This is a genomic window from Achromobacter sp. E1 (assembly GCF_037039475.1).
GTDB lineage: Bacteria > Pseudomonadota > Gammaproteobacteria > Burkholderiales > Burkholderiaceae_B > Achromobacter > Achromobacter mucicolens.
The window spans coordinates 5,198,712-5,224,014 of the sequence record NZ_CP146253.1 but is presented as its reverse complement, the minus strand read 5'-3'; the positions used below and the strand labels follow the sequence as shown (position 1 = coordinate 5,224,014).

At 67.5% G+C, this 25,303-nt stretch carries 20 protein-coding genes; 18 read left to right on the top strand and 2 right to left on the bottom strand.

Translation table 11 applies throughout. The features are described 5' to 3' along the window. The first annotated feature begins 17 nt into the window (after positions 1-17). The gene (locus V6V88_RS24140) at positions 18-926 is read left to right on the top strand and encodes a LysR substrate-binding domain-containing protein (protein ID WP_338616731.1); all 909 of its coding nucleotides are present in this window, start codon (positions 18-20) and stop codon (positions 924-926) included. A 29-nt stretch (positions 927-955) separates the two neighbouring features. On the opposite strand, the gene V6V88_RS24135 is transcribed toward V6V88_RS24140, so the two are convergent. Then, a complete protein-coding gene (locus tag V6V88_RS24135; RefSeq protein ID WP_338616729.1) occupies positions 956-1,861 on the bottom strand; it encodes a LysR family transcriptional regulator in 906 nt (301 codons plus the stop codon). A 113-nt stretch (positions 1,862-1,974) separates the two neighbouring features. On the opposite strand from V6V88_RS24135, the gene V6V88_RS24130 reads away from it, so the two are divergent. The 17 genes from V6V88_RS24130 (at position 1,975) to V6V88_RS24050 (ending at position 22,824) form a co-directional block, all read left to right on the top strand. Then, entirely contained in the window at positions 1,975-5,514 is a 3,540-nt protein-coding gene (locus tag V6V88_RS24130; RefSeq protein ID WP_338616728.1) for an indolepyruvate ferredoxin oxidoreductase family protein, read from the top strand. Positions 5,515-5,652: 138 nt separating this feature from the next. Next, complete coding sequence (locus V6V88_RS24125; RefSeq protein WP_338616727.1) at positions 5,653-6,555, top strand: LysR substrate-binding domain-containing protein; 903 nt, start codon at positions 5,653-5,655, stop codon at positions 6,553-6,555. 165 nt (positions 6,556-6,720) lie between these two features. After that, a complete protein-coding gene (locus V6V88_RS24120; protein WP_338616726.1) occupies positions 6,721-7,695 on the top strand; it encodes a tripartite tricarboxylate transporter substrate binding protein in 975 nt (324 codons plus the stop codon). A 10-nt stretch (positions 7,696-7,705) separates the two neighbouring features. Continuing rightward, complete coding sequence (locus tag V6V88_RS24115; protein WP_338616725.1) at positions 7,706-9,712, top strand: aconitase family protein; 2,007 nt, start codon at positions 7,706-7,708, stop codon at positions 9,710-9,712. 260 nt (positions 9,713-9,972) lie between these two features. After that, positions 9,973-10,833: an N-acyl homoserine lactonase family protein gene (locus tag V6V88_RS24110; protein WP_056325066.1), complete on the top strand. Its 861-nt coding sequence runs from the start codon at positions 9,973-9,975 to the stop codon at positions 10,831-10,833. Positions 10,834-10,841: 8 nt separating this feature from the next. After that, the gene (locus tag V6V88_RS24105; protein ID WP_338616722.1) at positions 10,842-11,825 is read left to right on the top strand and encodes an ABC transporter ATP-binding protein; all 984 of its coding nucleotides are present in this window, start codon (positions 10,842-10,844) and stop codon (positions 11,823-11,825) included. After that, on the top strand, positions 11,822-12,535 hold the full coding sequence (locus tag V6V88_RS24100) for an ABC transporter permease subunit (RefSeq protein ID WP_056325070.1): 714 nt from the start codon (positions 11,822-11,824) through the stop codon (positions 12,533-12,535). The genes V6V88_RS24105 and V6V88_RS24100 overlap by 4 nt, the downstream gene beginning before the upstream one ends. After that, entirely contained in the window at positions 12,532-13,911 is a 1,380-nt protein-coding gene (locus V6V88_RS24095) for a GldG family protein (RefSeq protein WP_338616720.1), read from the top strand. The genes V6V88_RS24100 and V6V88_RS24095 overlap by 4 nt, the downstream gene beginning before the upstream one ends. Then, a complete protein-coding gene (locus tag V6V88_RS24090) occupies positions 13,908-14,486 on the top strand; it encodes a DUF4340 domain-containing protein (protein ID WP_338616719.1) in 579 nt (192 codons plus the stop codon). Before V6V88_RS24095 ends, V6V88_RS24090 begins: the two co-directional genes overlap by 4 nt. 244 nt (positions 14,487-14,730) lie before the next feature. Continuing rightward, positions 14,731-15,636, top strand: a complete 906-nt coding sequence (locus V6V88_RS24085) for a branched-chain amino acid ABC transporter permease (protein WP_338616718.1) — start codon at positions 14,731-14,733, stop codon at positions 15,634-15,636. Beyond that, complete coding sequence (locus V6V88_RS24080) at positions 15,636-16,616, top strand: branched-chain amino acid ABC transporter permease (protein WP_056325080.1); 981 nt, start codon at positions 15,636-15,638, stop codon at positions 16,614-16,616. The genes V6V88_RS24085 and V6V88_RS24080 overlap by 1 nt, the downstream gene beginning before the upstream one ends. A gap of 2 nt (positions 16,617-16,618) precedes the next feature. Then, positions 16,619-17,359 (top strand): ATP-binding cassette domain-containing protein, encoded by a 741-nt coding sequence (locus V6V88_RS24075; protein ID WP_056325083.1) that lies wholly within the window; start codon positions 16,619-16,621, stop codon positions 17,357-17,359. A gap of 3 nt (positions 17,360-17,362) precedes the next feature. Beyond that, positions 17,363-18,019 (top strand): ATP-binding cassette domain-containing protein, encoded by a 657-nt coding sequence (locus V6V88_RS24070; RefSeq protein WP_063956832.1) that lies wholly within the window; start codon positions 17,363-17,365, stop codon positions 18,017-18,019. Positions 18,020-18,039: 20 nt separating this feature from the next. Then, the gene (locus V6V88_RS24065; protein ID WP_128829112.1) at positions 18,040-19,476 is read left to right on the top strand and encodes an aldehyde dehydrogenase family protein; all 1,437 of its coding nucleotides are present in this window, start codon (positions 18,040-18,042) and stop codon (positions 19,474-19,476) included. A gap of 27 nt (positions 19,477-19,503) precedes the next feature. Beyond that, positions 19,504-20,256: a glucose 1-dehydrogenase gene (locus tag V6V88_RS24060; RefSeq protein ID WP_056559207.1), complete on the top strand. Its 753-nt coding sequence runs from the start codon at positions 19,504-19,506 to the stop codon at positions 20,254-20,256. A gap of 101 nt (positions 20,257-20,357) precedes the next feature. Further along, positions 20,358-21,482: a zinc-dependent alcohol dehydrogenase family protein gene (locus tag V6V88_RS24055; RefSeq protein ID WP_062839933.1), complete on the top strand. Its 1,125-nt coding sequence runs from the start codon at positions 20,358-20,360 to the stop codon at positions 21,480-21,482. A 37-nt stretch (positions 21,483-21,519) separates the two neighbouring features. Next, the gene (locus V6V88_RS24050) at positions 21,520-22,824 is read left to right on the top strand and encodes an ABC transporter substrate-binding protein (RefSeq protein WP_056325091.1); all 1,305 of its coding nucleotides are present in this window, start codon (positions 21,520-21,522) and stop codon (positions 22,822-22,824) included. A gap of 74 nt (positions 22,825-22,898) precedes the next feature. Here V6V88_RS24050 and V6V88_RS24045 read toward each other — a convergent pair whose 3' ends face one another. Then, complete coding sequence (locus tag V6V88_RS24045) at positions 22,899-25,250, bottom strand: cytochrome P450/oxidoreductase (RefSeq protein ID WP_338616705.1); 2,352 nt, start codon at positions 25,248-25,250, stop codon at positions 22,899-22,901. Positions 25,251-25,303: the final 53 nt, after the last annotated feature.

Below are 25,303 nucleotides of genomic sequence, written 5' to 3'. Positions count from 1 at the left end.
TCACGGCGGCTCTGCTCATGCCCACGTCCCTGAAGATCCAGCACCTGCGCCAGTTCCTGCTGGCCGCCGATCACGGCAGTTTTCGCGTCGCCGCGCAGGGCACGTTCCGGTCGCAGGCCGCGGTGTCGGCCGCCATGCAGGACCTGGAGCAACAGCTGGGCGCGCCGCTCTTTGAACCCGGCAAGCGCGCCCAGCTGACGGCGTTGGGCGAGGCGGTGGCGCCGTTGTTTCGCGAATTGCTGACCACGCATGACCGGGTGCTGGACGCGGCGCGGCAGTTCGGCACGGGCAGCCAGGGGCCGGTGGCGATGGCCGTCATGCCGTCGCTGGCCGACGAATGGCTGCCGCGGCTGCTCGCGCGCTTTGCGCGCACCCATCCTGACGTGCGGATCCGCGCGTTGGACGAAACCTCGCCCGAAGTGCACCGGCTGGTGCTGGCAGGCGAGGTTCAGGTGGGTGTGGCCGGGCAGGCCCCGCGCACGGACGAGGTGGCATTCACACCGGTGGCGCGCGACGCCTTCGGGCTGGTCTGCAAGAAAAGCCACCCGCTTGCGCGGCGGCGCGGCCCGGTGTCCTGGGCGGCGCTGGCCGATGAGCGGCTGATCGGCAACGCCACTTTTGAAACGCTGAAGAACCGTCAATTGGGCAGCGGCATCGACGACCCGGCGATCGTGGTGTCCAACCGGGCTTCGCTATTGGCCAGCGTGGTGGGCGCCCTGGGCGTGACGGTGTTGCCGGTGCTGGCGCGCCCCGCGGCCGGCAGCGGGCTGGCGTTTGTGCCGCTGGCCGAACCCGTGGTCGAACGCATCGTCGGCGTGCTGACGCGCAAGGACGAGACGCTGCTGCCATCGGTGGCCGCCATGCACGCGCTGGCGCTGCGGTCGCTGGCGCAGTTCACGCGGCGCAAGGGTGCGGTGCTGGTGTAGGGCCGGTCAGCCTGCGGCGCCGGCTGGCGTCATCCGCCGCACGCATAAATCATGAACTGCCGGAAGGCCTCGGCCGGCTTGGTCATGGCTGCGCGCGGGTGCCACAGCAGGCCGGCCTCCATGGGCGGCACGGCGTCGGTGATGGGCACGGCTTCGATCTTGCGCCCCTCCAGCGACCAGGGCCGGTAAACCATGTCCGACAGCATCGTGACGCCAAAGCCGTGCGCGACCAGACCGCGCAGCGCCTCCATTGACCGCGTGCTAAAGGCGATGTCGGGCTGCAGGCCGTGGCCGCGCCAATAACCCAGCGTGGATCGCTCGCCCTCATCCATTTCCAGCAGGATGTAGGGATAGCGCGCGATGTCGGCAAGCGCGGGCGCGGCCGCCTGCGTCAGCGGATGCCCGGCCGCCGTCCAGAGCTGGCGCCTTGAACGCACCAGTACGTGGTGGCCGAAGCGCTCGCGCTTGTCCACGTTGGACAGCAGCGCCACGCCCAGCTCCACGTCGCCGCTTGCCACGGCCTGTTCGATCTCCGGGCGGTCCAGATCCACCAGGTCCAGCACGACGTCCGGATAGCGCCGCCGGAACCGCGCCAGCAGGTCGGGCAGAAAGTACCCCAGCACCGTGTAGGACGCCGCGATCCGCACCGAGCCGCGCAGCGCATACCGCTGAAACCCCGGTTCGCGCAGCGCGTCGTCCAGGGAGTCGAGCACGTCGCGGGCGCGCTGGTGGAAGTTGTGGCCCTCGGGCGTCAACGTCACGCCGTGCGCATGGCGGTCGAAGAGGCGCACGCCCAGTTGTGCCTCCAGCGCCAGCACGGCGTTGGTGACCGCCGACTGCGAGACGTGTTCGTCGGCCGCCGCCATGGAAAACCGCCCGGTGCGGGCGGCGGCGGCGAAGTACCGGAGTTGGCGAAGGGTGACGTCATTAGCCATGTGTTTTTCACATACCAGCTAGTCGAATATATGAATATACGATAGCTGTTCGCGTTCCTACACTGCGGAAAACACGTAAATGCCCGCACCGCAGATTGCAGGAGACAACCCCCATGAACGCCCCTCTACCCCCTGGCGTGGCCGACACCCATGGCCTGTCGCTGGACGACAAATACGCGCAGCCCACCGGCCGCGTCTACCTGAGCGGCACGCAGGCGCTGGTGCGCCTGCCCCTGATGCAAAAGCAGCGCGACCAGGCGGCCGGCCTCAATACCGCCGGCTATGTGTCGGGCTACCGGGGATCGCCGCTGGGCGGCCTGGACCAGGCGCTCTGGAAGGCCAAGCGTCATTTGAAAGACAACGACGTGGTGTTTCAGCCCGGCCTGAACGAGGACCTGGCCGCGACCGCCGTCTGGGGATCGCAACAGCTCAATCTTTTTCCCGGCGCGCAGCGCGATGGCGTCTTTGGCATGTGGTACGGCAAGGGTCCGGGGGTGGACCGGTCGGTGGACGTGCTCAAGCACGCCAACTCGGCCGGCACGTCCGCGCATGGCGGGGTGCTGATGCTGGCGGGCGACGACCACGCCGCCAAGTCCTCGTCGGTGGCGCACCAGTCCGAACACGTACTGATCGCCAGCGGCATTCCGGTGCTGTACCCGTCCAACGTGCAGGAGTATCTGGATTACGGCCTGCATGGCTGGGCCATGAGCCGCCACACGGGTCTGTGGGTGGCGATGAAATGCGTGACGGACGTGGTGGAGTCCAGCGCCTCGGTGGACGTTGACCCGTCACGCGTGCGGATCGTGCTGCCCGAGGACAGCCTGCCGCCGGGCGGGCTGAACATCCGCTGGCCGGACTCGCCGCTGGCGCAGGAGGCGCGGCTGCTGGACCACAAGTGGTACGCGGCGCTGGCCTATGTGCGCGCCAACAAGCTGAACCGCGTGGTGCTGGACTCGCCCAACGCGCACTTCGGCATCATGACGGCCGGCAAGGCGTATCTGGACGTGCGCCAGGCGCTGAACGACCTGGGGCTGGACGATGCGGCCTGTGCGCAGGCGGGCATCCGCGTGCTGAAGGTGGGCTGCATCTGGCCGCTGGACGCGCAGGACGCGCGCGAATTCGCCACGGGTCTGAAGGAGATCCTGGTTGTCGAGGAAAAGCGCCAGATCCTGGAATACGCGCTCAAGGAAGAGCTGTACAACTGGCGCGACGACGTGCGGCCGCGTGTCTTTGGCAAGTTCGACGAGCGCGAAAACGGCGGCGGCGAATGGTCCACGCCGCGCGGCGGCTGGCTGCTGCCGGCGCGGTATGAGCTGTCGCCGGCGTTGATCGCCCGCGCCATTGCCGCCCGCCTCGAAAAAGCCAACCTGTCCGACGCGTTGCGCGCGCGCATTGCGGCGCGCCTGGCCGTCATCGACGCGAAAGAGCGTGAGGCCAGCCGCCCCACGCTGGTCGAAGAGCGCAAGCCCTGGTTCTGTTCGGGCTGTCCGCACAACACCTCCACGCGCGTGCCGGAAGGATCGCGCGCGGTGGCGGGCATCGGCTGCCATTACATGGCGATGTGGATGGACCGCAATACCGACACCTTCAGTCAGATGGGCGGCGAGGGCGTGGCGTGGCTGGGCCAGAAGGACTTCACGTCCGAGCGCCACATCTTTGCCAATTTGGGCGACGGCACGTATTTTCATTCGGGCCTGCTCGCCATTCGCGCGGCCATCGCGGCGCGCGCGCGCATCACCTACAAGATCCTCTACAACGACGCCGTCGCCATGACGGGCGGCCAGCCGGTGGACGGCGTCTTGACCGTGCCGCAGATCGCGGCGCAGATGCTGGCCGAAGGCGTCGTCAAGACGGTGGTCGTGACGGACGAACCCGACAAGTACACGGGCGCGCAGGCCTTGCCGGCAGGGGTGGAGGTCCACCACCGCAAGGCGCTGGACGACGTGCAACGCGCGCTGCGCGACATCGACGGCGCCACGGTGCTGATCTACGACCAGACCTGCGCCACCGAGAAGCGCCGCCGCAGAAAGCGCGGCGAGTATCCCGACCCGGCCAAGCGCGCCTTCATCAACGAAGCGGTCTGCGAGGGCTGCGGCGATTGCTCGGTGCAGTCGAACTGCCTGTCGGTCGAACCGCTGGATACGCCGCTGGGCACGAAGCGGCGCATCAACCAGTCGTCCTGCAACAAGGATTTTTCGTGCGTGGAGGGGTTTTGTCCCAGCTTCGTGACGGCCGAAGGCGCCACGCCGCGCAAGCCCGGCAAGCAGGGCGGCGCGCCGTCGCTGGCTGAGGTCCCGCTGCCCGGCCAGGCTCTCATTGCACCGGGCGCGGCGTATCGCGTGGTCGTGGCCGGCGTGGGCGGCACGGGCGTGGTGACGGTTGGCGCGCTGATCGGCGCGGCCGCGCACATCGAAGGCAAGGGCGTGACCGTGCTGGACATGGCCGGGCTGGCGCAAAAGGGCGGGGCGGTGCTCAGCCACGTGCAGCTGGCCAACCGGCCCGAGGACCTGCACGCCACGCGCGTCGCGCTGGGCGAGGCCGACCTCGTGATTGGCTGCGATGCCCTGGTGTCGGCGTCGCCCGAGGTGCTGTCGCGCCTGCGGCCCGATCATGGCCGTGCGGTGGTCAACAGCAGCGCCGCGCCGACGGCCGCGTTCCTGTCGCAGCCCACGTGGCGTTTTCCGGGGGCGCAGGCGCAGGCCGCGCTGACGCAAAGCACGGGCGGCAACTGCGACTTCCTGGAAGCCGGCCCGCTGGCCGAGGCCTTGCTGGGCGACAGCATCTATGCCAATCCGCTGCTGTTGGGATACGCGTGGCAAAAGGGCGGACTGCCGCTGTCGCTGGACAGCCTGCGCCGTGCGATCCAGATCAACGGCGTGTCGGTGGACAAGAATCTGGCCGCTTTCGAACTGGGCCGCCAGGCCGCGCATCGCGGCGTGGACGCGCTGCGCCCCGCGGCGGCCGAGCGGGTGGTGTCCATGCCGGAATCGCTGGACGCGCTGGTCAAGCGCCTGGCGGCGCACGTGCGTGATTATCAGGACGAAGCCTATGCGCGTCGCTTCCTGACGGCGGTGGAGTCCGTGCGCGTGCGTGAAGCCACGCTGGGCGACAAGCGGCAGGACGTGACGCGCGCGGTGGCGCGCAATCTTGCCAAGCTCATGACGTACAAGGACGAATACGAGGTGGCGCGGCTGCATGCCGATCCGGCATTCAAGGACCGGCTGCGCGCGCAGTTCGAAGGCGAGCCGGGCCGCGACTACACGCTGCGTTACTACCTTGCGCCGCCCATTCTGGCGCGCCGCGATGCGCGCGGGCGGTTGCAGAAGCGCGCGTACGGAGCCTGGATGGAATCGGCATTCCGGCTGCTCGCGCCCTTGAAGCGCGTGCGCGGCACGTGGCTGGACGTGTTCGGCAGAACGGCCGAGCGCCGCATGGAGCGCCAGCTCGCGGCCGACTATCTGGCGCTGGCGGACGAATTTGCCCGCACGCTGGACGCCGGCAACCGCGACGTGGCGCTGGAACTGGCCAACGTGCCGGATGCGATCCGGGGGTATGGGCATGTGAAGGAAAAGAGCGTCGAGCAGGCTCGCGTCCGGCAGGCCGGGCTGTGGGCGCGGTATCACGGCGGCGGCGCGGACCGGCTGGCGGCCTGAGCGCGACGCCGGGCGGCCCGGCGGCGCGGATGACCCTCAGATACGCGGCGGGGCCTCCCGTCCCATACCGCGAGGGGCGTGGTGTACGATCCCCCGGTCGATGCGGGGGCCGTCCCCGCCGCTCTCGTCCGATCCGCCATGGAAAGCATCCTACGCAAACTCGACCTGACCTCGCTGCGCCTTTTTGTGGCGGTGTGCCAGGAGAACAGCATCGCGCGGGCGGCCGAGCGCGAGTTCATCGCGCCGTCTGCCGTCAGCCGCCGCATCGCCGACATGGAAGCGCTGATCGGCCTGCCGCTGATCGCCCGGCACACCCGCGGCGTCTCGGTGACGCCCGCCGGGCAGACCGTCCTGCGCCACGCGCGCCAGATCATCGGCGACGTCGAGGCGATGGGGGCGGAGCTGTCGCGCTTTTATGAAGGCGTGAAAGGGCACGTGCGCGTGGTGGCCAACCTGTCGGCCATCGTGCAGTTCCTGCCCGAGGACGTGGCGGCGTTTCAGCGCCTGTTTCCCGACGTGGATATCGACCTGGAAGAGCAGCACAGCCCCGACGTGCTGCGCCTGGTGCGAGAGCGCGCGGCGGACTTCGGCATCTGCAACCGGATCGCTGGCGCGGACGGGCTGGAACAGCTGGATTACCGCCGCGACCGGCTGGCGGTCATGCTGCCGTCCGGGCACCCCAAGGCGGCGGCGCGGCAGCTCAGCCTGCAGGACATCGCCGACGAGACCTTTGTCGGCCTGCGCGAGAACAGCGCGTTGACGCAGCTGCTGGCGGCGCGGGCCGCCGAACTGGGCAAGACGCTATCGGTGAAGATCCGCGTGGCCAGCCTGGACGCGCTGTGCCGCATGACGCACGCGGGCCTGGGCATTGCCGTGATGCCGCAGCAGGTGGCCGAGCTGTACTTGCAGGCGCTGGACGTGGTGGTGCGTCCCCTGTCGGACGATTGGGCAAGGCGCCAGCTTTGCATCGTGTTTCCCAGCCAGGCGCAGCTGTCGGCCACCGCCGGGAAGCTGGTCCGGTTTCTGTCGCAGCAGGGCTGACGGGCCGCACCGTCGGAACCCGCCGTCGCAACCCGCCCTCGCCATTCGCGATGGCGGGGCTGCCGAGATGACACTTCGCCGTTGCCGGCGGCGTTCGTATAGTCAAGGCGCGTTCATCGCCGATACGGGGCATCCAGACCCCGCTGCGTCCCATACGGAGACATCATGACCCCCACCAGATTGCTCGCGAGCTGTGCGCTTGCGCTTGGCGTCCTTGGCGCGGCGCCTGCCGCGTCGGCGGCCGGCTACCCCGACCGTCCCATCCGTCTGATCGTGCCCACGTCGCCCGGCTCCACGGCCGACGTAGTGGCGCGCGTCGTGGCCGAGAACCTGGGCAAAACGCTGGCCCAGCCCATGATCGTGGAGAACCTGGCGGGCGCGGCCGGCATTTCGGGCACGCGCCAGCTGGTGTCGGCCAAGCCCGACGGCTACACCCTGGGCATCGTGTCGTCCAACCACGCCATCAATCCCAGCCTGTACAAGAGCCTGCCCTACGACACGGTCAAGGACATCACGCCGATTTCCGTCATCGGCACGACGCCGCTGGTGGTCGTGGTGGCCGAGAACTCGCCGTATAAGACGATGGGCGACCTGCTCCAGGCCGCAAAGGAACAGCCCGGCAAGATCAACTACGGCTCGTCCGGCACGGGCAGCGTGCTGCATCTGGCGGGCGAACTGCTCAAGTCCAAGGCGGGCGTGGACATGATGCACATCCCGTACAAGGGCGGCAACGCGCTGATCACCGACGTCATGTCGGGACAGATCCAGGTCGCGTTCCTGGCCACCCCGTCCGTGCTGGCGCAGGTGCAGGCGGGCAAGCTGCGCGCGCTCGCCGTCAGCACGCCCGAGCGCCTGGCCATCCTGCCCAATGTGCCCACCCTGGACGAGGCCGGCGTGATGGGCTATTCGTACGATGCCTGGATCTCGCTGATCGGGCCGGCCGGGCTGCCCGCCGATGTCGTGCAGAAGCTGCAGGCCGCCACGCGCAAGACGATGCAGGAGTCGGCGGTGCTCAAGGCGCTGTCGCCGCAGGGCTTTGTGGCGCAGGGCACCACGTCGGAGCAGGCGGCGCAGACGCTGGCCGCCGAGATCACCAAGAGCCAGACGCTCGTCAAGGCGGCGGGCGTCACCATCGAATGACCGGATTGCCATGACTGCCGTATCTGTACTCGACGCCCCGGCCCGCCTGCTGTTTCTGACGCAGGACCCAATCCGCGTGGCCGCACAACTGGGCGGCGCGGCGCTGACCCTGCCTGAGGCCGTGCCACTGCGCGACGACATTTCCACCGACGAGATCACGCCGGTGCCTATCCTGACGCACTTCGACGAGAAACTGGGCCGGTATCCGTACACGGGCTATCGGGCGGGCGACACGCAGCCCATCGGCATCGACGCGATCCGGCAGGCGGGCATCAACGTCGTGGTCGCGGGCAAGCGGTATGGCAAGGGCTCGTCGCGCGAGCACAGCCCGATGGCCGAAAAGTCCGCCGGCGTGCGGCTGGTGATCGCCGAGAGCTTTGAACGCATCTACCGCCAGAACGCCGACAATATCGGGCTCTACACCAGCACCGACATGGGGCTGGTGGCACGGCTTCAGGCGGGCGAATGCATCACGGTCGACGAGATCGTGGCGGGTCGCGACGCGCTGGCTGCGGCCATCGTCAAGGCGGGCGGTCTGCTGGCGTTTGGGCAGGCGCAGTTGCGCGATGTGTCGCTGGCAGCCGGCCTGGTGGCCGGGCATCCCGCGGCAGATCCCGCCGCGCCGGACGTCGGGCCGCCGCGCACCCTGTTTGAAAAGATCATCCTGCGCCATCTGCTGCAAACGCCCGCCACCGCCGCCGACCCCCGGCAAGGCGACGGCGTCTTCCTGCGCGCGGACTGGCGCTTCATCCATGAGTACTACACCGGCATGGCGGCCCATATGCTGCATGCGCGGTTTGGCCGGCCCCTGCGTTTGGTGGACCCGGATCGCATCGTGGTATTCGAGGACCACACGTCCTACGTCGAGGAAAGCCCCAATCACGTGCGCGCCGGCATCGTGCCCAACGTGCGCGCCATGTGCCAGGCGCAGCGCGACTTCGCCGACGCCTACGGTCTGCGCCAGCACCGGACGCTGACCGAGGCCGAGGCCGCGCGCGACACCGGCGTCAACGTGGCGGGCATCTCGCACGCCATGATGGCCGAACACTACGCGCTGCCGGGGCAGGTCGTCGTGGGCACCGACTCGCACACGCCGCACAGCGGCGCGCTGGGCTGTGTGGCCTTCGGCGTGGGCACCACCGACATGGCCAACGCGTTCGTCACCGGCGCGGTGCGGCTGACGCTGCCCGCGTCCCTGCGCGTCGAGCTGGACGGCGCGCTGCCGGCCGGCGTCACGGCCAAGGACATCGTGCTGCATCTTTTGGCGCTGCCCGAGATTCGGGCGGGCGCGGGCGTGGGCAAGGTGTTCGAGTTTGCCGGCCAGGCCATCGCGGCCCTATCTATCGACGAACGCGCCACGCTGACCAACATGACCGCCGAATTGGGCGGCCTGACGGGCATCGTCGCGCCCGACGCCGCGACCGCGCGCTTCCTGCGTGAACGCCGCGGCGTGGACGCCGGCATCGCGCCGTGGATGCGCAGCGACCCGGGCGCGGTCTACGCGGCCACCCTGCGCGTGGACTGCGCGGCGCTGTCGCCCCTGGTGGCCGCGCCGGGCGACCCGGGCAATGGTGTGCCGCTGTCCAGCCTGACGGCGCGCCCGCGCATCGACATCGCGTATGGCGGCTCCTGCACGGCCGGCAAGCGCGAGGATTTCGACTACTACCATCAGGTGCTGGCGTGGGCGGTGGCGCGCGGCATGCGGCTGCCGGACGGCGTGACGCTATATCTGCAGTACGGCACCACCGCCGTGCGCGACTACTGCGTGGCGCGAGGCTACGACAAGACCTTTGCCGCCGTGGGCGCGCGCATCCTGCAGCCGTCCTGCGGCGCGTGCGCCAATTGCGGGCCGGGGTCATCCACCGACGCCTCGCAGGTCACGATCAGCGCCATCAACCGGAATTTCCCCGGTCGCTCGGGCCCCGGCAGCGTCTGGCTGGCCAGCCCGCCCACGGTCATGGCCAGCGCGCTGGCCGGAGAGCTGGCGTCGTTTGCCGAGCTGCAGGCGCGGTACTAGGGTTCCCCCCACTTCGCCCGCCGCGAAGCCCAGCTTCACAAATCCTTAATTGGCAGCCAATCCGGGCTGCGTCAGAGTGCGCAACAGAGAAAACGGCCGCCAGATGCCGTTTCCGGCCACGCGCTGCGCGTGGCCCCGCCGCAAGGCGCCTTCGCACGGAAAACACCTGTCGACGATGTCAACCCGGGACACACCGGGAGCTTGCTGATCGGCCGCGCCGTCCGGGCTGCGGCTTCCCCTGTTGGTCCGAGGAGACAACAATGCGCAAGAGCTGGAAGGCAATGGTTGGGGCGGTGGCGGTCATGGCGGGCGGATGGGCACACGCCGCCGACGCGCCGCCGGTGGACGTGAAGCTGATGCAGCTGTCGGTGGGCAAGATCGAGCTGGACAAGGGCTTCATGACCGCCATGGTGGATGTGGGCACCAAGATCAAGATTCCGGTGCCGGCCTATGTGATCCAGCACCCGCGCGGGCTGGTGCTGTTCGACACCGGCATGAACCAGGCCACGGCCGATGGCAACTGCGCCAATTACTGGGGGCAGGGGCTGTGCGGCGCCTTCAATTCCATCCAGGGCCGCGACGAGGTCATCGACCGCCAGCTCAAGGCCGCCGGCTTTGACGTCAGCGACGTGAAGTACGTCGTGTACTCGCACTTCCACCTGGACCACGCCGGCAACATCAAGATGTTCCCCAAGGCCAAGCACGTCGTGCAGAAGGCCGAGCTGCGCGCCGCATGGTGGCCAGAAAAATTCCAGCGCGCCGCCTACGTCATGAAAGACTTCGACACCACGCGCGACTACGACTTCATCCAGGTGGAGGGCGACTTCGACCTGTTTGGCGACGGCACCATCGTATTGCTGGACACCAAGGGCCACACGCAGGGCCACCAGTCGCTGCAGGTCAAGCTGCCCAAGACCGGCACGGTGCTCTTGGCCGCGGACGCCATCTACACGGGTGAAAACGAGGCCGGCGTCATTCCCGGCATTACCTGGAACACGGCCGCGTCCATGCAGGCCATCGACCGGCTCAAGCAGATCCGCGACGCGCGCCAGGGCCAGCTCTGGTACAGCCACGACGCGGAGCAGCACGCGCAGAACGCCAAGACCAAAGTCTTCGACTGAAGGCCCCCATGGAGCCCGCCGTCGCCTTGCATCAGGTCAGCAAGTCGTTCGGATCCCGCCAGGTCCTGGAATCCCTGAGCCTGTCCGTCAGGCCCGGGGAAATCCTGGGCCTCCTGGGACCGAACGGCAGCGGCAAGACCACCACGCTGCGCCTGATGGCGGGCTTTTACACGCCCGACAGCGGACGCATCGCCATCCGGGGCCGCGAGCCCGTGCCGGGACGCGGCAACGCCGACATCGGCTATCTGCCCGAGCGCGCGCCGCTTTATGACGCGCTGACGGTCACCCAGTATCTGGAGTTCGGCGCCGGCGTGAAGGTGCAGGGCGGCGCCCGCGCCCGCCGCCAGGCCATCGAGCGCGCCATCGACGGCTTTGACCTGCAAGGGGTGGCGCGCTCGGTGATCGGCCGGCTGTCCAAGGGGCAGCGCCAGCGCGTGGGGCTGGCGCAGGCCGTGCTGAACGACCCGCCGGTGCTGCTGCTGGACGAAGCCACCAACGGCCTGGATCCGGTACAGATCGTGGAAGCGCGCGCCATGATCCGGCGCTGCGCCGAGGGCCGCGCGGTGGTGTTCAGCAGCCATTTGATGCAGGAAGTCGAGGCGCTGTGTTCGCGCATCGCGATCCTGCGGCAGGGCTGGCTGGTCGAAGACCAGCCGCTGGGCGAATCGCAGGCAGCGCTACAAATGCAGCTGTCCCTGCCCGCGGCCGGGCATGCCGCCTTGCACGCGGCGTTGTGCGCGTGCCCGGGCGTGAAGGCGGTGGACATCACGCTGCTGGATGCCGGCGCCAGCAAGTGGCGGGTTACGTGGGACCCGCCGGAGGTAAGCGCGACGCCCAACCCGGCCACCAGCGCCGCCGCGTGCGACGCAGTCATGCGCACGGCGCTGGCGCACGCGGAACTGCGCGCCGTGCTGCCCGCGCAGGAAGCCGTCGAGGCCCGCCTGCTGGCGGCGCTGGCGCCCAACGATCCCCCGTTACGGAGACGCGCATGAAGGGTTTCGCGGCCTTGTACCGCAAGGAACTGCGCACCGACTTCGGCTCGCCCGTGGCGCTGGCCGTGGTGGCGGTGTTCTGGGCCCTGTCGGGCTATCTGTTCAGCTTCAACCTGTTCTTTGTCAGCACCGGGCAGATGGTGACGGCGTTTCACAACATGACCATCCTGCTGATGCTGGTGATGCCGCTGGTCAGCATGCGCGCCTTCGCGGAAGAGGCGCGGCAGGGCACGCTGGAATTGCTGCTGACGCTGCCGCTGTCGGACTTCACGCTAGTGGCGGCCAAGTATGCGGCGGGGCTGACCATGCTGGCGCTGATGCTGGCGGGCACCATGTCGGCGGTGTTGCCGCTGGCCTGGTACGGCGAGCCGGATTACGGCCCCATCGTGGGCGGCTACATCGGCGTGTTCCTGTACGGCGCGCTGTTCCTGGCGATCGGCATTGCCGTGTCCAGCGCCTGCTCGAACCAGATCGTGGCCGCCAGCGCCACGTGGGGCATCCTGGTGCTGTTGTGGTTCATCGACTATCCCGCCGCGCTGGACGCGTTTCCCGCGCTGTCGCCGTTCTTTCAGGCGTTGTCGCTGTCCGCCCAGCATGTGGACTTCATCCGGGGCGTGCTGCCCGGACCGGCCACGGTGACGCTTGCCAGCGTCACCGTGCTGGCCCTGATGGTGGCCTCGGTCAATCTGAAGCGCTGGAGGCTGCGATGACCCCCGCCCTGCGCCGTGCCGGGCGGCGGTTGTCGCTGTGGCTGCCGGTGCTGGCCGTGGCCGCGCTGCTGCTGGCACTGAACCTGTGGGCGTCGCGCAATCTGGGACGCATCGACCTGACCGCGCAGCGGGTCTACAGCCTGGCCCCGGAAAGCCTTGAGGTCGCGCGGCAGATCCGTCAGCCCGTCGAGGTGACGTGGTTTTACGACCTGCGCAACAAGAGCATGGTCGACGCGTTGGAACTCCTGCGGCAGTACGAGCGCCAGAATCCGCTGATCCGCGTGCGCGGCGTGGACCCCGCGCTGCGGCCCGCCGAGGCGCGCGCCGCCGGCATCCAGTTCGCGGGCAGTGCGGTGCTGGCCTCGGGCGCGCGGCGCACCACCATCAACGGCGGCACCGAAACGGACTTCACCAATGCGCTCATCCGCATCAGCCAGGATGGGGCGCAGACGGTCTGCTTCACGCAGGGCCATCGCGAGGCAACGCTAGACAGTCTGACGTCGCTGGACGACCTGGAAGATCACAGCAGCGACGAAAACCTGGTGGCGCGCGTCGAGGTGCACGAACAGCACGGCATGGCGATGGCGCGCAACGCCCTGCAGACGCTGGGGTTTTCCACGCGCGCGGTGGGTGCGGGCAGTCTGGCGCGGGCCTTGCCGGGCTGCGCCGTGGTGGTGGCGGCCGGTCCGCGAACGCCGTTCGGCGACGACGACGCGCAGGCGCTGCGCCGCTGGACCGGCGCGGGCGGCAAGACGCTGTTGCTGCTGGAACCCGACACGCGGCATGGGTTGGACGGCCTGCTGGCGGACTTCGGTATTGCGCTCGCGCCGGGCGCGCTGGCCGATCCGGGCAGCCACTACCGCAACGATCCCGGCAGTCCCGCGGTCAGCGACTACACGCGCCACAAAATGACGCGCGGCTTGCCGCTGAGCTTCTTTCCCGGCGCGGCAGGACTTGAGCCGGCGGGAGACGCCTTGCCGCCAGGCGTGGTGGTCACGCCGCTGGCGCAGACGTCAGGCGCAGCGCATCCTCCGGGGCTGCCTGCCTCGCGCTACACGCTGATGGCGCTGGCCACGCGCAACGCGCAGGCCGCCAGCGCGGAAGGCGCGGCCCATCCCACGCTGCTGGTGGCGGGCGACAGCGACTTCGCCATCAACCGGCATTTCGCCACGCTGGGCAATGGCGCCCTGTTCACCAACGCCGTCACCTTGCTGGCGGGTGAAGACGCGCTGCTGACGATCCGGCCCCGGCACTACGAGAACCGCCGCGTGGAACTGACCAACCGCCAGATGCGCGCCGTGTTCTGGACCAGCACGGTGGCCCTGCCGCTGCTTGCGCTGTTGACGGGACTGCTGCTGTGGTGGAGGCGGCGTTGAAGGCCGGGCGCCTGCTGTGGCCCGGGCTGCTCACGACCGGCATCGCCCTGTCGGCGTGGCAATGGCAAGAGGCCGCGCATGCCCCCGCGCATCATCACGGCCATACGCACCTGCACGACGACAGCGGCAAGCCCGCCAGGCTCTACGCATGGGAGGCCGACAAGGCCGCGCTGGTCACCCTGGACGGTCCGGGAGGCTCGGTCCGCCTGACACGGCAGGCGCAGGGCTGGGTCGCATCCCCGGAGGGCACGGCGGCAGGCTTTGATGCGGCGGGCTTTGTGGCGCTGTTTTCGCAGGCGCGCAGCGACCGCACGCTCACGCCCGAGGACGGCGAAACGTATGGGCTTACACCGCCGCAGTTGCGCATCGATGTGCGCGATGCCGCGGGCGCGAGGCTTGCACAGCTGGACGTCGGCGCGCTTGCGCCGGATGGACTAGGCCGTTATGTACGCCTGCCGGACGAGGCGCAGATCCGGATTATCCCGGACTATCAAACGCGGGCGCCACTGGCGGCGTTGGGGCAATCCACACCCACTCCATCGCTTGTTAAACCCGCCTTGCACAAAGATAAATAGCAGCCCGATTCACCCCTACCTATACTTCGCACACATACACAGGCGGACGTGCCCACGCGGTAGCGGGGCGGGCATCCAGCCTGCAATAAAAGGGCCTTCCGGCGGCTGGCGCTGTGCGCCAATCAGCACGGAAAGGTTGATAACGAGACAAGGGCGCGCCGGGCGCGCCCGGGCGCAAGCCCGCACGCCGCGTGTGGCATGTTGAAATCGCCGCCGCCGTGCTCAGCGTATTGGGAGAAGACGCTTGACCTTGGATCTATTGCCTCTCGCCTTGGTGGATGGCGTGGCATACGCCAGTCTGCTGTTCCTGGTATCGATGGGGTTAACCCTGGTGTTCGGGGTGATGGGCATCCTGAACGTCGCGCACGGCGCGTTCTACGCCTTTGGCGGCTACGCCGCGGCCAGCCTCGTCATGTTCCTGGCGCCCAAGACCGACTCGTCCATCCTCTTGTTCGCAGCCTTGTTCGTGGCCGCCATCGCCATCGGGCTACTGCTTGGCAGCATCATGGAATTCGTCCTGATCCGCCGCGCGCAGAACTACGACCCCATCCTCAAGCTGCTGCTCACCTTCGGCGCCTTCCTGATGCTGGAAGACATCCAGCGCATGCTGTGGGGCGCGCAGCCCTATAGCGCCAGCGAAGTCGTCAACCGCCTGGGCAACATCGAGATCGGCGACATCACCTATACCACCTACCAGCTTGTGGTCGTGCCGGTCACGGCGCTGCTGGCCTACGTGTGCCTGGAATTCTTCCTGCGTCACACCAAGCTGGGCAAGCAGACGGTGGCCACCACGCACAACCGCGAAGTCGCCACGTCGCTCGGCATCAACGCCAAGAAGATCGGCTACGTCACCTTCGTGATCGCGACCATCCTGGGCGCGCTCGGCGGCGCGCTGGCCTCGCCCACCACCTCGCTGGTGCCGGGGGCGGGCACGGACATGACGGTGCTGTCCTTTGCCGTGGTCGCCACCGCGGGCCTCGGCCAGATCACCGGCGCGCTGATCGCCGCGCTGCTCATCGGCATCATCCGCGCCATCGCCGTGTACGCCGCGCCGGAACTGGAAGTCGCCGTGCCCTACATCATCATGGTGCTGGTGCTGATCATCCGTCCGCACGGCCTGTTCACCGTTGCCCAAGCGAGGACGATCTGATGAAAGTCCCTGTCCTGAGCGTGCTGGCCGCGCTGTTCACGCTGTTTCTTGGCTACACCTATTCCTGGACCATCACGCCCATCGTCATCGGCCTGACCTACGCGATTGCCGCGTTGGGCGTGTCGGTGATGGCGCGCGCCGGCCAGATCTCGTTTGGCCATGCCATGTTTGCCTGCATCTCTGCGTACACGGTGGCGTTCCTGGCCAAAGCCATGCCCGGCCTGGATGCGCTCGTCCTGATCCTGGCCGGCGTCGTCGCCAGCTTTGTCGCCGCCGTCGTCATCGGCCTGTTCGTCGTGCGTTACCGCGGCATCTTCTTCGGCATGTTGAATCTGGCGCTCAGCATGGTGCTGTTCGCGCTCCTGGGCAAGCTCTACACGCTGACCGGCGGGTCGGACGGGATGCGCATCGTGCGCCCGACCATGGCCGGCATCGTGATGGAGCGCGAATCCTTCGAACGCGCGTTGCTGGTGCTGACGCTGGTCCTGTCGCTGGTGCTGGCGTGGTGGGTGCAGCGCTACTTCCGCTCGGGCAGCGGCCAGGCGCTGTCTGCCATCAAGACCAACGAAACCCGCATCGAATACCTGGGGTTTTCCGCCTACTTCATCATGTGGAAGGGCTATCTGCTGTCTGCCGTGGTGGTCGGATTCTCGGGCGCGATCCTGGCGCTGATGCAGGGGCTGGTCACGCCGGAAATCGGCTCGTGGCTGCGTTCCGGCGAGTTCGTCTTCATCACCATCCTGGGCGGCGCGGGCCATGCCGCCGGCGCGTTCCTGGGCGCGGTGGGCTTCGAATCCGTCAAGCTCGTGTCCGCCGCCTACTTCCCCGGCCTGTGGCAATTCCTGCTGGGCCTGACGCTGATCCTGGTCATCTTCATGTTTCCCACCGGCTTCGTCGGCCAGATCACCAAGCGCATCCGGTCGCGTGAACGCGCCCAGCGCCGCGCGCAGGCGCCCCTGCAGGCCGCGGCAAGGAACTGACGATGAAACCGCTCATTCAAACCACCGACCTCTATCTGGCCTTCGGCGGCGTGGTGGCCGCCGACAACATCAACTTCGAACTGCACGAAGGCGAACGGCTGGCCGTGATCGGCCAGAACGGCGCGGGCAAGACGACCTTCATCAACATCTGCACCGGCTACCTCACGCCATCGAAGGGCAAGGTCTATTTCGACGGCAAGGACGTCACCGCGATGGCGCCGCGCAAGATCGTGCGGCTGGGCATGGGGCGCTCGTTCCAGCTTCCGCAGCTTTTTACCGAACACACCGTGCGCCAGTGCGTGCAGATCGCCGCCGCCCGGCGCAACAAGGAACTGAGCTGGTTCCGGTCGCTGGAAAGCACCATCGACGCACGCGAGGTGGACGCGACGCTGGACCTGGTGGGCCTTCTGCCCGATGCCGACGAAGCCTGCATCGAGCTGCCCGAAGGCAAGCGCAAGCTGCTGGACGTGGCGATGGCGCTGGCGTTGCAGCCCAAGCTGCTCATCATGGACGAGCCCACCAGCGGCGTTGCATCGGAAGACAAGTTCGCGCTGATGGAAACCGTCATGCACGCGCTGGACGAGCGCCGCGTCACCAGCTGGTTCGTCGAGCACGACGTGGACATCGTGTCGCGCTACGCCACCCGCGTGGCGGCCTGGATCGCGGGCAAGGTGGCCGCGGACGGCTCGCCCGAGGACGTCTTGAACAATCCGCAGATCAGAAGCGAAGTGCTGGGGGCCTGAACCATGTTGAACCTATCGGCCATCAACGTCGACCTGGCGGGCAATCGCATCCTGCGCGACGTCAGCGCCAACTTTGAAGCGTCCCGCACCATCGGCATCGTGGGCCGCAACGGCGCGGGCAAGACCACGCTCCTGCGAACCATCATGGGCCTGACGCGCATTCGTTCCGGCAAGATCGCGTTCGACGGCACCGACCTGACGTCGCTGCCCGGGCACAAGCGCGCCGCCATGAAGGTGGGCTACGCGCCCGAGGACCGCGTCATCTTCCCGACCATGACGGTCGAGGAAAACCTGCATCTGCCGTGCGAGGTGCAGGGCCAGTCCAAGGCCGAGATCCAGGCGCGCATGGACACGGTGCTGAAGGTGGTGCCGCAGCTGGAACCGATGCTCAAGCGCTCGGGCTCCGCGTTGTCGGGCGGGCAAGGAAAGATGGTGGCGCTGGCGCGCGCCGTCATGGTCGGCACGCGGCTCTTGATGCTGGACGAGCCCTTTCAGGGGCTCGCGCCCAAGCTGGCGCGCGACTACACCGAGGCGCTGGGCCGCCTGAAGGAAATGCAGCCCGACCTGTGCGTGGTCATCACGGAATCCAACGTGAAGCTGCTGGGCGACATCCCCGACCAGATATGGACGATCGAGCGCGGCTCGATCACGCTGAACTGATACCCCACGGAGACATTTCCATGACGCAGATGATTATCGGCGGCCGCCAGGTCGATGCCCAGGACGGGCGCACGATCGAGGTCGTTTCCCCCGTAGACGGCGAGGTCTTCACCACCATCCCGCGCGGTCAGCAGGCCGACGTGAACGCGGCAGTGCAGGCCGCGCGCGATGCGCTGGAAGGCGCGTGGGGCGACATGACCGCGCTGGAGCGCGGCCGCCTGCTGATGCGCCTGGGCGAGAGCGTGCTGGCGCACCACGAAGAGTTGGCGCAGCTGGAGTCGCGCGACACCGGCAAGCCCATGTCCACCGCGCGCGGCGACATCACGGTGCTGGCCCGCTACTTCGAGTTCTACGGCGGCGCGGCGGACAAGGTGCACGGCCAGACCATCCCGTTCCAGAAAGACTATTCGGTGCAGCTCATCCGCGAGCCGCTGGGCGTCACCGCCCACATCATTCCGTGGAACTACCCCGCGCAGATGTTCGGCCGCAGCGTGGCGCCGGCGCTTGCCATGGGCAACGCCGCGGTGGTCAAACCCGCCGAGGACGCCTGCCTGTCGATCATCCGCGTGGCCGAACTGGCGCTGGAAGTCGGCTTCCCGCCGGGTGCGCTGAACATCGTGACGGGCCTGGGCGAAGAAGCCGGCGCCGCACTGTCGCGCCATCCCGGCATCAATTTCATCACCTTCACCGGCTCCAACGAAGTCGGCGTGCTGGTCCAGCAGGCGGCCGCCCTCAATGCGGTCAAGTGCGTGCTGGAACTGGGCGGCAAGTCGGCGCACATCGTGTTTGACGACGCCAACTACAAGCTTGCCATTCCGGCCATCGTCAAGGGCATCGTCCACAACACCGGCCAGACCTGCACGGCGGGCAGCCGCCTGCTGGTGCAAAAGGGCATCTACGCGGACTTCATGAAGGCGCTGGGCGAGGAATTCTCGAAGGTGCGCGCCGGCACGCCGGACATGGATTTGACCTGCGGACCGGTCGTCAACAAGGCGCAATACGACCGCGTCAACCGTTATATCGCCAAGGGGCTGTCCGACGGCCTCAAAGTGGCGGCCGAGGGCGGCATCGCGGACGGCGTGCCCAAGGGCGGCTTCTTCGTCAAACCCACGCTCTTTGCCGCTGCCAATCACGACAGCGACCTGCTCACGCAAGAGATCTTCGGGCCCGTGCTGGTTGCGCTGCCCTTCGCGGACGAGGCCGAGGCCATCCGCCTGGCCAACGCCACGGACTACGGCCTGTTGGGCGCGGTCTGGACCGAGAACGGCGGGCGCCAACAGCGCGTGGCGCGCGGCATCAAGTGCGGCCAGGTCTATATCAACGGGTTTGGCGCCGGTGGCGGCGTGGAGCTGCCCTTCGGCGGCGTGAAGAAAAGCGGTCATGGCCGCGAGAAAGGCTTCATCGCGCTGGAAGAAATGAGCACGACCAAGACCCTGATTCAGTTCTATGGCGAGTGATCGCCGCGCACAATACGGAGACAGAAAATGAGCCAGTTGCAAGGCAAGGTTGCCATCGTCACGGGCGGAGGCAACGGTTTTGGCGAGGGCATCGTCAAGCTGTACGCCAAGGAAGGCGCCAAGGTCGTGATCGCCGACATCAATAAAGAGGCCGCCGACCGCGTGGCTGCTGAAATTGGCGATGCCGCGCTGGCCGTGAAGGCCGACGTGTCCAGCCGCGCCGACATCGACAACGTGGTGCGCGCCGCGCTCGACAAATTCGGTACGGTGGACATCGTGGTCAACAACGCCGCCATCACCCACAAGAATCAGCCGATGCTGGACGTGGACGAGGCCACTTTCGATCGCATGTTCGACATCAACGTCAAGTCGATCTACCACATGGCGCAGGCCGTCGTGCCCGTCATGCGTAAGCAAAAGCGCGGCGTGATCCTGAACATCGGATCGACGGCCGGTATCCGTCCGCGTCCCGGGCTCAGCTGGTACAACGCGTCCAAGGGCGCGGTCAACGTGCTGTCCAAGTCGATGGCCGTGGAGCTGGGCGGCGAAGGCATCCGCGTCAACGCCATCTGCCCGGTCATGGGCGTGACCGGCATGTTCGAACTCTTCATGGGCCTGCCCGACACGCCCGAGAACCGCGCCAAATTCGTGTCGACCATTCCGCTCGGCCGCTTCTGCCAGCCGTCCGACGTGGCCGCGGCCGCGCTGTTCCTGGCCAGCGACGCCGCCGAGTTCATCACCGGCGTGGAATTCCCTGTCGACGGCGGGCGCACGGTGTAGGGTTGGGCGCCGGCTGGCCGGGGTCGCAAGACCCCGCCCGCGCCGGCACGCCGGATGCCGCGTCCGCCCGCGGTCCGGATCACCTCTGTGGATGAAGACGCATGAAAATCAAAGCGGCGTTATTGCGGCAAGTGGGGGTCGAAGGACCGTACGCGCAGTCCCGGCCCCTGACCATTGCGGACATCGAGCTGGACCCGCCGGGCGTTGGCGAGGTGCTGGTCAGAATCCGTGCAGCAGGGCTGTGCCATTCGGACCTGTCCGTCATCAACGGTGACCGGCCGCGCGGCGTGCCGATCGTGCTGGGCCATGAATCGTCGGGCGAGGTCGTCGAGACCGGCCCCGGCGTCACGGACCTGAAGGCCGGCGATCACGTCGCCATGGTGTTCGTGCCCAGCTGCGGCTGCTGCAACCCCTGCATGGAAGGCCGGCCCGCGCTGTGCGAACCGGGCGCCGTGGCCAACACCAAAGGAACGCTGCTGGGCGGCGAGCGCCGGCTGCACATCGGCGACGAGTACATCAACCATCACACCGGCGTGTCCTGCTTTGCGGAATACGCCGTGGTGTCGCGGCGCTCGTGCGTCAAGGTGAATGTGGAACTCAGCCACCGCGAGGCCGCGCTGTTCGGCTGCGCCGTGCTGACCGGCGCAGGCGCCGTCATCAATCGCGCCCGCATCAAGATGGGCGACACGGCCGCGATCGTCGGGCTGGGCGGCGTGGGCCTGAGCGCACTGCTGGCTGCGGTGGCCGCGGGCGCGCGCCGGGTGGTCGCCATCGACCTCAGCGACGAGAAGCTGGCGCTGGCCAAGGAGCTGGGCGCCACGCACCTCGTCAATCCGAAGCAGATCAAGACCGACGACGACCTCATGGATCTGGCCGGCGGCCGCGTGGACTTCGGCTTTGACATGGCCGGCGCCGTGCCGGCCTTCGAAACCGCCTACAAGCTCACGCGCCGCGGCGGGGCGACGGTCACCTCCGGCCTGCCCAATCCCAAGTTCAGCTTTCCGCTGTCGCTGTCGCAGATGGTGGGCGAAGAGCGCGAGATCCGGGGCAGCTACCTGGGCTCGGGCGTGCCCGCCATCGACATCAGCCGCTACATCGACCTGTACAAGGCCGGCCGCCTGCCGGTCGACAGGATGATGGGGCAATCGTTTTCGCTGGACCAGATCAACGAGGGGTTCGATCACCTCGCCACCGGCGGCAGCCTGCGCGACGCCATCGTTTTCTAAGGGCACAGACCCGATCAACAACACTGGAGACAACACCATGAAGACCTCAAGACTGGCGGCCTTGCTGGGCGCCACCCTGCTGTCGGGCCTGGCCACGCTGGCCATTGCCGCCGACAAACCCAAGGAACTGAACGTCGGCATCTCGACCTTCCTGTCGGGCTCGGCGTCCGTGTTCGGCGTGCCGGCGCGCGATGCGGCCGACATCCTGATCGAAGAGATCAACGCGGGTGGCGGCATCGACGGCGTGAAGATCGTGCCCAGCTACATCGACGAAGGCGGCGGCGGCGAAAAGCTCTTGTCCGAATACCGTCGCCTGGCCGAAGGCGGCACGCGCGTGATGCTGTCGGCCATTTCCAGCGGCCACTGCAACATCGTCGCGCCCGTGGCCGAGGACCTGAAGGTGCTGAACGTGCTGTGGGACTGCGGCACCGAGAAGGCGCTGGAAGGCAAGAAGTACAAGTACGTCGTGCGCACGCAGGCCAACGCCACGACTGAGATGGTCGCGCAGGTGCTGTACCTGATGAAGGTCAAGCCCGACTTCAAGACCATCGCCATCGTGAACCAGGACTATGCCTGGGGCCGCGATTCGCGCGACATCTTCCTGGCCGCGCTCAAGAAGTTCAAGCCCGACGTCAAGGTCGTCGCCGAGATGTTCCCCAAGTTCGGCGCCGCCGACTTCTCCACCGAAATCAGCCGCCTGCAGGCGCTGCGCCCCGACGTCATCGTCTCCACCTCGTGGGGCGGCGACCTGGACAACTTCGTGCGCCAGGCCTCGCAACGCAACCTGTTCAAGAACTCCACCTTCGTGCTGTCGCTGGCCGAAAGCTCGCTGGAACGCCTGGGCAACGCCCTGCCCGAAGGCGTCCTTGTCGGCGCGCGCGGCGATCACTACTTCCTGCACCCGGAAACCAAGGACGATCCCAAGCACCAGGCCTTCGTGAAGAAATTCCACGACAAGACCGGCGCCTATCCGATCTACTCGGTCTATCACATGGTGCAAGGCATCTACGGCCTGAAAGCCGGCTACGAAAAGGCCATCAAGGACAACGGCGGCAACTGGCCCACGCCTGAACAGGTGGCCGCCGCCATGCACGACGTCAGCTTCAAGGGCTACGGCCGCGAAGTGAAGATGCACCGCGCCGACGGTCAGGCTTTGGAAGCGCAGTTGTTCGGCGTGACCAAGAAGAGCGACAAGTACCCGTTCAAGGTCCTGTCCGACATCACCATCGTGCCGGCTGAGTTGGTCACGCCCGGGGTGACGGATACGTCGATGGCGTGGATCGAAAAAAGCCTGACGCCTGAGGTATTGAAGAGTGATCAGATCAAGGTGTTCCCGAACTGATCGGGATGGACTGAGCAAGCAGCAGTGTGTGTAGTGCAGGGATAGCCCCGGCGTGAACGCCGGGGCGTTTTTTTCTACAGCTCCAACACCACCTTCTTCCCCCCGCAAGACCGCGAGCAGCACGCCATCATCTTGTTATTCGCCTCGCGTTCCGCCCGCGTCAGCACGACGTCGCGGTGGTCGATGTCGCCTTCCAGCACGCGCACCTCGCACGACCCGCACAGCCCTTCCTCGCAATCGCTCTGCACATCGATGTTGGCGCCACGCAATGCCGTCAACAGTGTCTGGTCAGCGGGCACGGTGATGACGATGCCCGAATCCTTCAGCACCGCCTCAAACGCCTGTTCCTTCGACGGATCCAGCGTCCCGAGCGTGGAATGGAAATGCTCCACCCGCAGCGCATCATCCGGCCAAGCCGCGCAGCATCCCGCCAGCGCGTCCAGCAGGCCCTGCGGACCGCACGCATACACCTGCGTGCCGGGGCGCGGTTCGGCAAGCAGGGCCGCATAGTCGGCGCGACTGCCTTCGTCCTTGACGTGCAGGTGCAGCCGGTCACCGTGCAGCGCCGCCAGTTCGTCCGCCAGCGCCATGCAACCGCGCGATCGCCCGCTGTAATGCAATTCATAATCCAGCCCCAACTCACGCGCGCGCCGCGCCATCGCGCTGATCGGCGTGATGCCGATGCCGCCCGCGATCAGGATGAGCTTGGAAGCGGATTCGTCCATTCGGAAGTGATTGCGCGGGCCACGGATGCGAAGGCGCGCGCCGGGCGTGGCGTTCGCGTGCATCCAGGCCGAGCCGCCGCGGCCATCCGCCTCGCGCAGCACGGCAATTTCAAACACGCCGGTCTCGGCCGGGTCACCGCACAGCGAATATTGGCGCGACAGGCCGGTGTCGCCGCATTCCACGTCGATGTGCGATCCGGGCGACCAGCGGGGCAGGGGCTTGCCGTCGGGTGACACCAGACGCAGCCGCAGGATGCCGTCCGCGGCCTGCGCTGCGCTTTGCACCACCACGGGCCGGGTGATGGCGTGCGATGAAGGCTCGCCGATGCGCACGGGATGCTTGCTATCCAGCAGGGACGGGTTCGCGCGCTCCGGGTTCTGCGCCGGATCCCATTCCACCCACAGGTGTTCCGGCCCGCGGAAGGAGGTGTTGGGCACATAGGTGAAGGACTGTTCTGCCAGCTTCAGATGCGGCAGCCGCCGCGTCAGTTCTTCCAGAAAGATCTGCATCTCCATCCGCGCCAGGTTCTTGCCCATGCACTGATGCGAGCCATAACCGAAAGTGAGCTGATCGCTGGCGTTTTCGCGGCGGATGTCAAAGAGGTCGGCGTCTTCGAACTGGCCTTCGTCATGGTTGGCCGACGAGGTCACGATCAGCAGCTTGGAGCCGGCCGGAATCGCAACGCCCGCGATTTCCACGTCGCGCGTGGCCAGGCGGCGCCACGCGGCAACCGATCCGTTGTGACGCAGGCACTCCTCGACCGCGTTGGGGATCAGGTTCGGATCCTCGCAGATTTCGCGCCAGGCTTGCGGATGCTGCAACAGCAGCTTGATGGCATTGGCCGACGCATTGGCCGTGGTCTCGTGCGCCGCCACGATGCCGGCCATCATCATCGAATGCAGGTATGAATCGGTGACCACCTCCGGGTGCGTCTGCTGCTTGCGCAGGCCGTATTGCATCCAGCCGGGGCCCGACGGGTCCTGCCGCATCTTGTCCAGGATCTTGCCGGCCAGCTGCCAGAAATTGCCCACCGCATGCGCGACGGCGACCTGCTCCTCGGGCTTGGGACGGCCCCAGGTGTTCACGGTGTGCGCGATGGAATATTGCCGCAGCAGGTCCATGTCCTCTTCGGGCACGCCCAGAAAGTGCAGCGCCACGGTCAGCGGCACTTCCCACAGCATCTGGTCGACGAGATCGGCGCGCCCGTCGTCGATGAACCGGTCCACGTATTCGCGTGTCAGGCGACGCACCATGGGTTCATGGTGCTTCAATTCCTCGGGCGTGAATGGGTCCATCAGCACGCGTCGGCGCGGCATGTGCGCGGGCTCGTCTTCGTTCACCAGCGTGCGGTTCATGGCGTAGCCGTACGACGCCAGCACCGCGTTGGCCTCCGGCCCCGTCGGCGTGATCTTCTCCAGCGCGATCGACGGGCTGAAGGTGATGTTGTCGCGGAAGATCGCCTTGATGTCGTCGTAGCGCGTCACGACCCAGTAGCCCAACTGCGGACTGTAGAACACCGGCTCCTGCTCACGCGCCCAGCGCACGTATTCGGGCGGGTCCTGCTGATAGCCATCGCCAAAGGGATCGAACGCGGCGGCGCGCGCGCTGACCGGACAGCCCGTCGGGCTTTGCTCGGCGGACAGCGCAGCGTGATCGATGGGACAGCCCGAGGGGCGCGGCGTGGCGGATGCTTGGTTCATGAGGTCGTTCCGTGTGTTCGTCTTGCGGGCCCGCAGCGGGGTGCGGCACATGG

Bases quoted from the DNA above. Each gene is read 5' to 3' on its own strand.
- V6V88_RS24140 (WP_338616731.1), top strand. From the start codon at position 18: ATGCCCACGTCCCTGAAGATCCAGCACCTGCGCCAGTTCCTGCTGGCC.
- V6V88_RS24135 (WP_338616729.1), bottom strand. From the start codon at position 1,861: ATGGCTAATGACGTCACCCTTCGCCAACTCCGGTACTTCGCCGCCGCC.
- V6V88_RS24130 (WP_338616728.1), top strand. From the start codon at position 1,975: ATGAACGCCCCTCTACCCCCTGGCGTGGCCGACACCCATGGCCTGTCG.
- V6V88_RS24125 (WP_338616727.1), top strand. From the start codon at position 5,653: ATGGAAAGCATCCTACGCAAACTCGACCTGACCTCGCTGCGCCTTTTT.
- V6V88_RS24120 (WP_338616726.1), top strand. From the start codon at position 6,721: ATGACCCCCACCAGATTGCTCGCGAGCTGTGCGCTTGCGCTTGGCGTC.
- V6V88_RS24115 (WP_338616725.1), top strand. From the start codon at position 7,706: ATGACTGCCGTATCTGTACTCGACGCCCCGGCCCGCCTGCTGTTTCTG.
- V6V88_RS24110 (WP_056325066.1), top strand. From the start codon at position 9,973: ATGCGCAAGAGCTGGAAGGCAATGGTTGGGGCGGTGGCGGTCATGGCG.
- V6V88_RS24105 (WP_338616722.1), top strand. From the start codon at position 10,842: ATGGAGCCCGCCGTCGCCTTGCATCAGGTCAGCAAGTCGTTCGGATCC.
- V6V88_RS24100 (WP_056325070.1), top strand. From the start codon at position 11,822: ATGAAGGGTTTCGCGGCCTTGTACCGCAAGGAACTGCGCACCGACTTC.
- V6V88_RS24095 (WP_338616720.1), top strand. From the start codon at position 12,532: ATGACCCCCGCCCTGCGCCGTGCCGGGCGGCGGTTGTCGCTGTGGCTG.
- V6V88_RS24080 (WP_056325080.1), top strand. From the start codon at position 15,636: ATGAAAGTCCCTGTCCTGAGCGTGCTGGCCGCGCTGTTCACGCTGTTT.
- V6V88_RS24075 (WP_056325083.1), top strand. From the start codon at position 16,619: ATGAAACCGCTCATTCAAACCACCGACCTCTATCTGGCCTTCGGCGGC.
- V6V88_RS24070 (WP_063956832.1), top strand. From the start codon at position 17,363: ATGTTGAACCTATCGGCCATCAACGTCGACCTGGCGGGCAATCGCATC.
- V6V88_RS24065 (WP_128829112.1), top strand. From the start codon at position 18,040: ATGACGCAGATGATTATCGGCGGCCGCCAGGTCGATGCCCAGGACGGG.
- V6V88_RS24060 (WP_056559207.1), top strand. From the start codon at position 19,504: ATGAGCCAGTTGCAAGGCAAGGTTGCCATCGTCACGGGCGGAGGCAAC.
- V6V88_RS24055 (WP_062839933.1), top strand. From the start codon at position 20,358: ATGAAAATCAAAGCGGCGTTATTGCGGCAAGTGGGGGTCGAAGGACCG.
- V6V88_RS24050 (WP_056325091.1), top strand. From the start codon at position 21,520: ATGAAGACCTCAAGACTGGCGGCCTTGCTGGGCGCCACCCTGCTGTCG.
- V6V88_RS24045 (WP_338616705.1), bottom strand. From the start codon at position 25,250: ATGAACCAAGCATCCGCCACGCCGCGCCCCTCGGGCTGTCCCATCGAT.